The organism is Devosia sp. BK, assembly GCF_032907385.1.
Taxonomy (GTDB): domain Bacteria; phylum Pseudomonadota; class Alphaproteobacteria; order Rhizobiales; family Devosiaceae; genus Devosia.
Map to the genome: position 1 here is coordinate 24,149 of NZ_JAIMBX010000003.1, position 11,390 is coordinate 35,538.

General features: G+C 59.0%; 10 protein-coding genes. 5 read left to right on the forward strand and 5 right to left on the reverse strand.

Annotated features, from left to right (window positions below; translation table 11 throughout):
- Positions 1–49 precede the first annotated feature (49 nt).
- Genes DevBK_RS15750 through DevBK_RS15770 form a run of 5 tightly spaced genes read right to left on the reverse strand, consistent with a single transcriptional unit; the run spans position 50 to position 5,742 of the window.
- A complete protein-coding gene (locus tag DevBK_RS15750; protein WP_317186141.1) occupies positions 50–1,630 on the reverse strand; it encodes a peptide ABC transporter substrate-binding protein in 1,581 nt (526 codons plus the stop codon).
- Positions 1,627–2,646 (reverse strand): oligopeptide/dipeptide ABC transporter ATP-binding protein, encoded by a 1,020-nt coding sequence (locus tag DevBK_RS15755; RefSeq protein WP_317186142.1) that lies wholly within the window; start codon positions 2,644–2,646, stop codon positions 1,627–1,629. Before DevBK_RS15755 ends, DevBK_RS15750 begins: the two co-directional genes overlap by 4 nt.
- Positions 2,643–3,647: an ABC transporter ATP-binding protein gene (locus DevBK_RS15760; RefSeq protein WP_317186143.1), complete on the reverse strand. Its 1,005-nt coding sequence runs from the start codon at positions 3,645–3,647 to the stop codon at positions 2,643–2,645. The genes DevBK_RS15755 and DevBK_RS15760 overlap by 4 nt, the downstream gene beginning before the upstream one ends.
- Positions 3,644–4,816: an ABC transporter permease gene (locus DevBK_RS15765; protein ID WP_317186144.1), complete on the reverse strand. Its 1,173-nt coding sequence runs from the start codon at positions 4,814–4,816 to the stop codon at positions 3,644–3,646. Before DevBK_RS15765 ends, DevBK_RS15760 begins: the two co-directional genes overlap by 4 nt.
- Entirely contained in the window at positions 4,813–5,742 is a 930-nt protein-coding gene (locus tag DevBK_RS15770) for an ABC transporter permease (RefSeq protein ID WP_317186145.1), read from the reverse strand. The genes DevBK_RS15765 and DevBK_RS15770 overlap by 4 nt, the downstream gene beginning before the upstream one ends.
- Before the next feature lie 213 nt (positions 5,743–5,955).
- Here DevBK_RS15770 and treZ point away from each other — a divergent pair, with 213 nt between their 5' ends.
- From treZ to DevBK_RS15795, 5 genes are all read left to right on the forward strand, one after another.
- Positions 5,956–7,788, forward strand: coding sequence for a malto-oligosyltrehalose trehalohydrolase (gene treZ, locus DevBK_RS15775; protein ID WP_317186146.1), 1,833 nt, complete (start codon positions 5,956–5,958; stop codon positions 7,786–7,788).
- Positions 7,789–7,941: 153 nt separating this feature from the next.
- Entirely contained in the window at positions 7,942–8,898 is a 957-nt protein-coding gene (locus tag DevBK_RS15780) for an ABC transporter substrate-binding protein (protein ID WP_317186147.1), read from the forward strand.
- Between the two features lie 127 nt (positions 8,899–9,025).
- Positions 9,026–9,841, forward strand: coding sequence for a DUF1206 domain-containing protein (locus DevBK_RS15785; RefSeq protein WP_061909697.1), 816 nt, complete (start codon positions 9,026–9,028; stop codon positions 9,839–9,841).
- Between the two features lie 134 nt (positions 9,842–9,975).
- Positions 9,976–10,230: a 30S ribosomal protein S21 gene (rpsU, locus tag DevBK_RS15790; protein ID WP_082460827.1), complete on the forward strand. Its 255-nt coding sequence runs from the start codon at positions 9,976–9,978 to the stop codon at positions 10,228–10,230.
- A gap of 374 nt (positions 10,231–10,604) precedes the next feature.
- Positions 10,605–11,219 carry a PAS domain-containing protein gene (locus DevBK_RS15795; RefSeq protein ID WP_061909693.1) on the forward strand — a complete coding sequence of 205 codons (615 nt, stop codon included), beginning with the start codon at positions 10,605–10,607 and terminating at the stop codon, positions 11,217–11,219.
- Positions 11,220–11,390: the final 171 nt, after the last annotated feature.

Consider the following 11,390-nt stretch of genomic DNA (forward strand, 5'->3'; position numbering starts at 1 on the left):
TCCGATAAAAGAGAAGCTCCCGCCGGTTGTCCGGCGGGAGGCATTGTTTTTATTCAGCTATTTCAGCGTCGCGGAAGTAGGGGACGTTGAGCGGCGAACGCCAAAAGCCGGTCACCTTGGGGCTCATCATCATATAATTGTAGCGGTGGTACTGCGGCAGGATGACGTGGTCATTCATCAAAATGGCCTCGGCCTTTCGCATATCGTCGCGCGATTCCGCTTCGTCGCCAGTCGCCTTCGCCGCTTCGATTGCGGCATCGTAATCCGGGTTGGACCAATTGGCGAGATTGTTGGCGCTGCCGGTGACGAAGTTGTCGAGGAAGGTCATTGGGTGCGGGTAATCAGCACCCCAGCCCATCTGCGCGATCTGGTACTCGACCTTCTGCACTTCGGGATAGAAGACCTGCCATTCGGTCGCCTGGATCTCGACGTCGATATTGAGGTTTTCCTTCCACATCTGCTGGATGGCTTCGAGCAGCTTTTCGATCGGCGGGGAGGAATAGGTGACGTAGAGCGTCTTTGGAAAACCTTCGCCATTTGGGAAGCCGGCTTCGGCCAGTTCGGCCTTGGCGCCTTCGACATCAGCGGTTTCCGAGAGACCAAAATTATCGCGGCCTTCGGTGAAATCTTCGCCGGCAAGGCTCATGCCCGGGGGCACAAGGCCGAGGGCCGGGGTGTCAGCCGATTGCAGCACGAACTCGATGATCTCGGAGCGATCGATCGCCATCGAAAGCGCCTTGCGCACATGGATATTGTCGAGCGGCGCCTGGTGCGGATTGAAGAAGGCATAGGTGGTGCCGAGAGCGGGAACGATGAGGAAAGCATCGGACTCGACGGAAAGGCGCGGAATTTCGGGCGCCGGGACGGCTTCGATGCCGTCGACATCGCCGGCTTCGAAGGCGGCGAGTGCGGTTGCCGGATCGGGGACCAGGCGGAAGGTCAGCTTGTCGAGGCTGACCGCGTCGGCGTCATAATAGTTCGGGTTCTTTTCGAAGACGACGGATTCGCCCTGATTGAACGCGGTGACGCGGAACGGGCCGGTGCCGATGAAGGTCGCGGGATTGCGCGTCCAGCCTTCAGGGTCGGCCGAAACGACATCTTCGCGGACAGGATAGAAGGTTGGGTAGTTAAGAAGCTGCAGCATATAGGGCACGCGCTGCTTGAGCGTGAAGGTCAGCGTCTTGTCGTCGGGAGCCGAGATCGCAATCGCGCTGGCATCGCCCCCGCCATAGGCTTCTTCGGCGCCGACGATGTGGTAGAGCATCTGCGAGTTCATCGCGCCCGATTTGGGATCGAGCACGCGCTTCCAGGCATAGACGAAGTCCGATGCCTTGACCGGTTCGCCATCGGACCACTTTGCATCGCGCAGGTGGAATGTGTAGGTGAGGCCGTCTTCCGAAACATCCCAGCTTTCAGCCAAAGCCGGTACGACTTCGCCCTCGGGGCTCAGGCGCACGAGGCCTTCGAAAGTGTTGCCGATGATCGGGGCGGCAAAGGTTTCGGCGGTGGTGCCGGGGTCGTATTTGGCGCTTTCATTGTTGACCACATAGGTCAGTGCGCCGGCAGCGAAGGCCGACCCGGCCGAGGCCAGCAGCATTGCCGTTATGAGCGGCAGTACGCGTTTCATCATTGCGTTCTCTCCTTTGTCGGGGATGTTACCCCGTTTGCTTGTTGCGCCAGTTCCCCGGCGAAGTGGCAGGCGGCCAGATGGCCGCCGCCAATATCGGTGAGCTGCGGCTCGACACGCGCGCAAAGCTCGGTGGCGAGCGGGCAGCGGGTGCGGAAGCGACAGCCGGATGGGATGTCGATCGGGCTCGGGATTTCGCCCTGCATCGGCTCGACCGCTCGCGCCGCTTCCGGGTCCGGCACCGGAATGGCCGAGAGCAGGGCGCGGGTATAGGGGTGCGAGGGGCGGTGATAGAGATCGGCAGAGGTCGCGAGCTCGACAATTTTGCCCAAATACATCACCCCGATCCGATCCGAAATATGCCGGACCATGGACAGATCATGGGTGATGAAGAGATAGGTCAGCCCGAGATCAGCCTGCAGGTCTTCAAGCATATTGACGACCTGGGCCTGCACCGAGACGTCGAGCGCGGAAATGGGTTCGTCGCAGATGACGAGATCGGGCTCAAGCGCGATGGCGCGGGCGATGCCGATGCGCTGGCGCTGGCCGCCGGAAAATTCATGGGCGAAGCGCTGGGCGGAATCGCTTGGGAGACCGACGCGGTCGAGGAGGCTCGCGACTTTCTTGCGGCGTTCAGCCGCCGTGCCGATGCCGGCGATTTCGAGGGGTTCGGCAATCAGATCACCGACGCTCATGCGCGGATTGAGCGAGGCATAGGGATCCTGAAAGATCATCTGCACGCGGCGGCGGAAGCTGGATAGCTGACGTTCGGGCGCTTTGGCGACCTCTTGCCCATCGAATAGGATACTGCCTGAGGTTGGCTCGTGGAGGCGAATGACGGTGCGGGCTAGCGTCGATTTTCCGCAGCCCGATTCACCGACGAGGCCAAGCGTCTCGCCTTTCATCAGGTCGAGATCGACACCATCGACGGCGCGAAGCACGGGCCTTGCCGCAAAGGGGGCTGCCGGCAGATGGAAGTGCTTGTGGAGGTCGCGCAGTTGGAGAAGGGGCTTCATCATGCCGCCACCTCGTGAATGGCGTTGACCTTGGGCGCATCTGGGTGTTGCAGCCAGCAGCGCGATTGATGCGCGGCGCCGAAAAGCGGCGGCAGTGCGGCCATGCATTGGGCCATGGCGTGCGGGCAGCGCGGGGCGAAGGGGCAGCCGGATGGGGGCGAGAGCATATTGGGCGGCAAGCCGGGGATCGGTGTGAGCCGCTTATGCGTATCGTCGCGGAGGTCTGGCACGGCGCCCAGAAGGCCGACGGTATAGGGATGTGCGGGACGGGCGAAGAGGTCGCGGACCGGTGCAGTTTCCATGACGAGGCCGCCATAGAGGACCAGCACGCGGTCGGTGACTTCGGCGATGACGCCGAGGTCATGGGTGATCAGGATCACCGACATGCCGAGGCGCCGTTGCAGGTCCTTGAGCAGAGCAAGAATCTGGCGCTGGATGGTCACGTCGAGGGCGGTGGTCGGTTCGTCGGCGATCAGCAGTTTTGGATCGCAGGCGAGCGCAATGGCGATCATCACGCGCTGGCGCATGCCGCCAGAGAATTCGTGCGGATAGGAGCTTAGGCGCTTGGCGGCAGAGGGGATGCGGACGAGTTCGAAAAGTTCGATGGCGCGCGCTCGTGCTTCGGCGGCGCTTGCCTTGCGATGCCGCCGCACCGCTTCCATGACCTGCTCGCCCACGGTGAGCGTGGGATTGAGCGAGGTCATCGGGTCCTGGAAAATGACGCCGATGCGGTTGCCGCGGATGTCGGACAGGGCGTCTTCGTCGAGCGATAGAATGTCCGTGCCTTCGAAGGTCGCCGAGCCGGATTTGATCCGGCCGCCAGCTTTCAAGAGGCGGAGTACCGACATGCAGGTGATCGATTTGCCTGAGCCGCTTTCGCCCACGAGGCCGAGGATTTCGCCTTGTCGCACATCGAAGCTCACGCCGCGGACGGCCTGGACTTCGCCGCGGCGGGTGAAGAACGAGGTTGCGAGATCTCTGACGGAAAGAATGGGGGCGCTCATCGGCTGAGCCTCGGATCAAGCGCATCGCGGAGGCCATCGCCGAGGAAATTGAAGGCGAACATGGTCAGGGAAATCGCGGCAGCCGGGAAGAACAATTGGTGCGGATAGGCACGGAGCGTCTCGACGGCTTCGGACGTCAGCGAACCCCAACTCGCGAGCGGTGGCGTCACGCCGAGGCCGATAAAGCTCATGAAACTCTCGATGAAGATGGCCGAGGGGATGAGCATGGTCAGGGTGACGATGATCGGTCCGATGGAATTGGGCAAGAGGTGCCGTGTCAGGATGCGGGCTGGAGACGCGCCCATGGTGCGCGCCGCCGCGACATAATCCTGGCTCTTGAGGCTGAGGATTTGCCCGCGCACGATGCGCGCCATATCGACCCAGAAGACGGAGCCGATGGCGATGATGATCGAGAGGAGCCCAGAGTCGAACACCACCATCAGCAGCACGACATAAAGCGTCAGCGGAATGGTCGAGATGATTTCGACAATCCTCATCATCACGGCATCGACCTTGCCGCCCATATATCCGGCTATGCCGCCATAAAACACGCCGATGAAGAAATTCACGAGGGTGGCGACGAAGGCGACGGTGAGGGAAATCTGCGCGCCATAGAGCTGGCGCACCAAGATATCGCGACCGAGCTGGTCGGTGCCGAAGAGATAAGTCTTGTTCCAAGCCCAGCCTGTTGGGCGGACTTCCGAGCCGTCTTCAAGCACGAGCCGGGCGGGCAGTTTTGAATAATCGAGCGTCAGGGTCTGATCGCCGAATTCGTAGGGCTGGCTCTTCTTGATGATGTCCTTGCGCCCGCCCCGCAGAAGGCCCAGCATGTTGCCCTCCGCATCGACCTCGTAAAGGTTGAAGTTCGAGGCATTGAGAAAGAAGCGCGTCGTTTCGCCTGCACCGTCTGTAACCGCATAGGTTTCGAAGAAGGGCGGGATATTGGCGAGCTTCAGGTCCTGCTTGTAATAGGTGTGGGGCGAGAGATAGGGCCCGAAGAAGGCCGCGATCACGAGAAGCACGATGAAGACGATGCTGACGACGGCGGGCCTGTTGGCCCAGAGGCGGCGGCGGACTTCCTGACCATAGGTCGGGGCGGGCGGCGGAACGGGCGTCGCCTTTTCGTCGGCCGGGAGCTTGGCCCACATTTCCGGAGATATGTCGGTCATGCGGTGGCCTTGGTCAGTTTGATGCGCGGGTCGAGCCACACATAGAGAAGATCGACGATCAGGATCATTACCATCAGCACGGCGGCATAGAAGATCGTGATGCCCATGATGGCGGTGTAGTCGCGATTGGTGATCGAGAGCACGAACTGCCGCCCGATGCCGGGCAAAGCGAAGATCTGTTCGATGACGAAGGAGCCGGTGATCAGGTTGGCAACGACCGGACCCAGTACGGTCACGACGGGCAGAAGCGAATTGCGGAGGCCATGCTTGATGAGGATTTGCCCCTTGCGCAGGCCCTTGGCGCGGGCTGTGGTCATATAATCCTGATCGAGCGTTTCGAGCAGCGACGAGCGAGTCAGGCGGGACACGAAGGAAATCCAGAAGCCGGAAAGGGCAAAGACCGGCAGAAAATAGCCGCGCCAATCATCGAGGCCGAATGTGGGCACCCAGCCGAGGCGCAGGGCGAAGACGTAGATCGAAACTGTGGCGATCACATAGCTTGGAATGGCGACGCCGAGCGTTGCGATAAACATCACCGTCGTATCCGGCCAGCGATTGCGGTTGAGCGCCGCGATGACGCCCAGCGGCACGCCAAGCGCCACCACGCAGATGACCGCGAGAAGCCCTGTCTGCAGCGTGACGGGAAGGCCAGCGGCGATCATGGAATTGATCGAGACGCCGGGATATTTGAAGGACGGGCCGAGGTCGAAGGTCAGGATGCGGCCGAGATAGTTGAGATACTGCTCCCAGATCGGCAGGTTGAGCCCATATTTGGCATTGAGGGCGGCCGCGATCTCAGGCGCAAGCATGCGTTCGGACACGAATGGTCCACCGGGTACGGCATGCATGAGAAAGAAAGTCAGGGTGACGATCGCCCAGAGGGTGACGAGCATCATGCCCAAGCGATTGAGAATATAGGTGAGCATAAACGACGCCGCTCTGGAAAGCGGTGCTGTAGGACGCCGCAGACTCGAAACATGGTTCTATTGCAGCACCATTAAGCCCCGAATTCAATATCTCAAACAGGCGGCCCATCGCCTCGTTGCGCGCGCCGCAAGCGTTACATGCAGGAACGCGCGCTGGGCGCAGGCATTTGGGAATCCAGATGCCTCACAGTCCATCCTGTCAGTTGTGTACCCATGAATATCATGATCCCCCAAGAGCCGCGCGTTGTTCGGCGTGACCAGCCGATGAAGTTCGGCACTCAGTTTACCGCGACCGGTGTGCGTTTCCGGGTTTGGGCTCCCTATTCCAACGGGGTCGCGCTCAAAATATACGATCTCGATATCACCGTACCGATGAACAGCCAGCCGCGGGATTGGTATGAAGTCGAGATCGAGGGCGCGCAGGCGGGCATGCGCTATCGCTACGTGCTCGAGGATGGCACCGAAGTGCCCGATCCGGTTTCAAGATTTCAGCCAGAAGATGTTCACGGCCCAAGCGAGATCATCGACCCCCACCAGTTCGAGTGGACCGACATCGGTTGGCCAGGCCGGCCATGGGAAGAGCAGATCATTTATGAACTGCATGTCGGCACATTTACCAGGGAAGGCACGTTCCGCGGCGTCATCGATAAGCTCGACTATCTCGTCAAACTCGGCATCACCGCCATCGAGCTTCTCCCCGTTGCCGAATTTCCCGGCAAGTGGAACTGGGGATATGACGTGGCGCAATTGTTTGCGCCCGATTCAAGCTATGGACGGCCAGAGGATCTCAAGGCGCTGGTCAATGCTGCGCACGAAAAGGGCCTCAGCGTCTTTCTCGATGTCGTCTACAATCACTTCGGCCCCAAGGGAAATTATCTCTCCGTCTATACCCCGCTGACGACCGACAAGCACGAAACGCCTTGGGGTCCGGCGATCAATTTCGACGCAGATGGCGCTTCTGTCATTCGCGAATATGTTTTCGCCAGCGCTCGTTATTGGCTCAACGAATATCATTTTGACGGCCTGCGTTTCGATGCCGTCCACGAGATTCACGATAATGGCCCTCGGCATCTGCTGCAGGATCTGGCGGAACAGATCCGCAGCTCGACCGATGGGCGCCATATTCATTTGATGGTCGAGAATTCCGACAATGAAGCGAGCTGGCTTAAAAGGCGCGAGGACACCACGCCATGGCTCTATGACGCCCAGTGGAGCGATGACATCCACCATGCGATGCACAATGCGCTGACGGGCGAAAGCGCCTGGTATTATGCGGACTTTGATGGTCGCATCGACCTTTTGGGACGAGCGCTAGCGGAAGGCTTTTCCTGGCAGGGCGAATATATGGAGCATGAAGGCCGCAAAAAGGGCGAGGCGAGCGCCTTCTTGCCGCCAACGGCCTTCGTCTCATATGCGCAAAACCACGACCAAGCCGGCAATCGGCCGTTCGGTGAGCGGATCAACCATCTAATCCCCGCCGACCGCGTCCGGCTATGGGCCGCGATTTATTTGCTGAGCCCACATATTCCCATGCTGTTCATGGGGGAAGAATGGGCGCCCAAACAGCCTTTCCTGTTCTTTTCCGATGTGGGCGAAGATCTTGCCAATGACATCAGGCAATCGCGGAAGGATGAGCTCAAGAATTTTCCCGAAGATATGGACCGCGGCGATCCGCCCGATCCGATGGCGCGTTCGACCTTTGAAAGCAGCAAGCTCGTCTGGTCCGATCTCGAGAAAGACGAGCATGCCAAGAGCCTTGTGCATTATCGGCAGCTTCTTGCGCTGAGAAAAGAAGAGATCATTCCGCGCCTTGCGGATATCGGCGGCAATGCTGGCAGGTTCGAGCTGCTGGCTAAAAGGGTTCTCAAGGTTGAGTGGACGCTAGGGGATGAATCGGTTTTGACGCTGATCGCGAATTTGTCTGATGAACCGTTCTCGGGCGCCAAAATCTCCGGCGCGGATCAGCTTTGGCTTGAAGGGTCCGCGTCAAAGGATACGATTGGCGCTTGGAGTGCTGTTTTCACTCTCGATCGCGCAGGTTCCTGACCGTAACGAGCGCTGGGCATGCCGCATAGGCGTTGCTGCTCGGCGACATCCGCAGGCCTCTCAAAGCGTCACTGATATTGTTGACATCGTTAGTCATAATTATTAGTGCGGGCTGTGAGGCCACTTTTATGCGCCTCGGTATGGGGGAAACGCATGAACCGCTTCATTGCAGCCTTATTGGCTGTCATCCTTACCGTTGCCCCGGCGCTAGCGCAGGAGACACGCAGCATCACCGATCTGACCGGTCGGACGGTCGAGATTCCAGCACATCCAATGCGGATCGTTTCGCTGCACGATCTCAGCATCACCATCCCGCTGATCGAGCTTGGCGTGCCCCCGATCGGTAGCCATGGGCGGACGACGGCCGATGGAAAGCCGTTCATCCGCGCCAGTGCAGTACTGACAGGGGTCGATTTCGACAATTCCGAGATCAAATTCGTCGGTAATCTGCCTGCTGATATAGAAGCGATCTCGGCTCTTGAGCCCGATCTCATCATCACGACCGAATGGCAGACCGCCCCCGTCGGTCAATTGGAGAAGATCGCTCCCGTCGTTGTCATCGATACCAGCGCTGACGCTTTTGCGGCCTATGAACTTTTGGCCGACATAACCGGCACACAAGAGCGCATGGCTTTCCTCAAGACCCGCTATGATGGCCAGATTGCGCAGATCAAGCGACTGATCGACACGGCCAACATTTCGGTCTCTGTCATTCAGGGCAATGACGGCGCCTTCTATGTCGAGCACACCTATGGCACGCTCGGGCGTGTGTTGCGCGATGCGGGGTTCAAGGCGCCTGCGCTCATCGAGAGCATACCCGAGGGCGGCGACATGATGGTTCCGGCCGACAGACTTCCGGAGCTCGATGCAGACTTTGTCTTTGCCACTTACCGCACGGACACGCTCGAAACCCCTCAAACGTCCAATGAGAAGCTAAACGCCGTTGTCCCCGACTTCTGCCAGTATCTGACGGCGTGCCAGAACCACCAGCTGATCACCATTCCGCGCGAAGAAGCCTCGTCCAACTCCTTCTATGCGCTCGGAGCCATCAGCTACATGCTGATCTCCAACATTTCGGGCCGAACCTTCGTGCCCTATGCCGGCCAATAGGACCTAAGTGGCGCGGCACCCAAGTGTCGCGCCATGCTCGCCCACCGTCGCAGCATCGTCGCATCGCTAACGCTGCGGAACCCGGCCCACGTCTCGTCGTTTGCCCTTCAGTTGAAGGGTTTACGTCATGCGCAACAAATTTGAGACACTGGCACGGGCAGGCTATGCTGCTCGTGGCGTTGTTTATATTCTCCTTGGCGGTCTCGCCTTCATGTCAGCTTTAAATGGCGGCGGGGGCACGGAAGACTCCTCAGGAGCGCTCTCGCATGTCTTGCAATTCCCCTTCGGTCGCGTGCTTCTGGGCCTGATTGCCATCGGTCTTGCCGGTCACATCGCCTGGCGCCTCGCGCAAGGATTTCTGGACGCCGACAATGTCGGTACGGACGGCAAGGGTCTTGTCGGGCGCGTCGGTTCGCTGATCAGCGCAGGCGCCAATGTTTTCCTTGCGCTCACTGCTGCGCGCATGGCGTTGGGGCAAGGGGGCGGCAGTAGCGGTGGTGGCGGGGAATCCGAGGCCTCGGCCTGGCTCCTCCAGCAGCCGTTCGGCCCTTTCCTCCTTGGCCTCGTCGCTATTGGTGTCATCGGCGCGGGTCTTGTTCAGATCGGCAAGGGTGTCACACGGAAATATCGCGATCGGCTCGATCTTCCATCGTCGCCCAAAGTGCTCGACTTTGCATGCTTGTTCGGTCTGGTTGCGCGCGGGGCTTTGCTCGCCATCGTCGGTGGGTTCGTGGCTTATGCGGCTTTGACCGTTTCGCCCGAGCAGGCTGGCGGAATTTCGGATGCTCTCGATTATGTCTACGCGCTGCCCTTCGGGCGTTGGCTTTATGGCACTGCGGCTCTTGGCCTCGTCGCGTTTGGCTGCTATTCCATCATCCAGGCAGTGTACCGCCACATGAATGCGCCAAGCCTTGCTGATGTGAAGCAGGCGCTTCCTGGTTAGATCTTCCCGAAAATTTACCCTTATTGGGGTTGGGTCGAGACGATCAAGCTGATACCACACGCCCCAATCGGTCTTACGTCGACTCCTGCCTGTCTGTTCAGGCGGGTGAGACGAAATCAAAGTTAGGAAATTTTTTGCAGGTTCAGGTACGCGACAACAACGTCGAACAAGCCCTTCGTGTCCTCAAGAAGCGCCTTCAGCGCGAAGGCGTCTTCCGCGAAATGAAGCTCCGGAAGTATTTTGAGAAGCCCTCGGAAGAGCGCGTCCGTAAAAAGGGTGAGGCCGTTCGCCGCGCCCGCAAGAATGCTCGCAAGCAGGCTATCCGCGAAGGTTTGATCGCGGCTCCCAAGCGCCCGGTGCGCACCGATGGTCGTCCGTCGCCCCGCTAAGGCATAACCCAGGGCCCGCCGGCATAAGGTCGGCGGCCCTAGGCTCTCTTCCTTCTTATCCATCGGATCGGGGCTTTGCCTCCCAGTATTCCGATGTCGCGGTTTAGCCTCGTTATGGGCTGTCCGCCAACTGATGCGCTCAGCGTCGCTTTGCCCAGTTACTGCAATAACCATTCCCGATCTTTAAGTTCACATCGTGAATGTAATTGTCCGCGACCTGCGGTTCTGCAGTCGCTTGGCAATGCGGCTTAGTTCCACAAAGAACATGGGTTATATGAACACAGAAGATGGTTGTATTATCACCGATATTGGGTACATTGAGGTTGTGTATGTAGATTGCCTTAACCGCACCCTATGAACCAACTTCCTGGCTGATGAAAAAAACTGTCGATTGGACGGCTGAACGTCAAAGGTTTCGGGCCGTTACTGAGACCACCAATTTGATCGCTTGGGCGACTGATTTGAATGGTGAATGCTTTTACCTCAGCCCGGAATGGTTTCATTTCACCGGTGCTGACGCTGATCAAGGGATCGGCCTTTCCTGGCTGAGCCTTGTTCATCCAGACGATGCCGGAAAGGTCCGGCGCAGCTTCCTCCACGCTCATGATACGCAGACTGCTTATGGCGCGGCCTTCAGGCTGGCGCGGGCGGATGGCGATTATTCGAGCGTCTGGGCCGTGGGCCTACCAAAATTCGGCGAGAATGATCAGTTCGAAGGATTTTACGGCACTGTTTGCCCGATCCAGGACTATCAAGAAGAAGAGCCGCGTGAGGAAGAGCCGCAGCCACGCGGCAAATACGCCATCACCGAGCGCGAACGGGAAATTCTGCGACTGATCTCTTTCGGCAATACCAGCGATACCGTTGCTTCGATGCTCGGCATCACCAGCCGGACTGTGGATACGCATATTGCCAATGCGGGGGCGAAGCTTGGTACGTTCAACCGCGTTCATGCGGTCGCTACGGCCCTTCGTAAAAACCAGATCTAGCGCTTTTTGAAACTAGTTTAGGCGTGAGACTGCGTTCACGTCTACGTCCATTGCAGAAAACCAGCAATTGACACGACGTCGAATCGCGCCAGATACGGAATATTCCGTACCAAGAACCCACAATATCTCGAAGAATCCGCGTTAAGCATACTGACAATCTGCGTCATGACG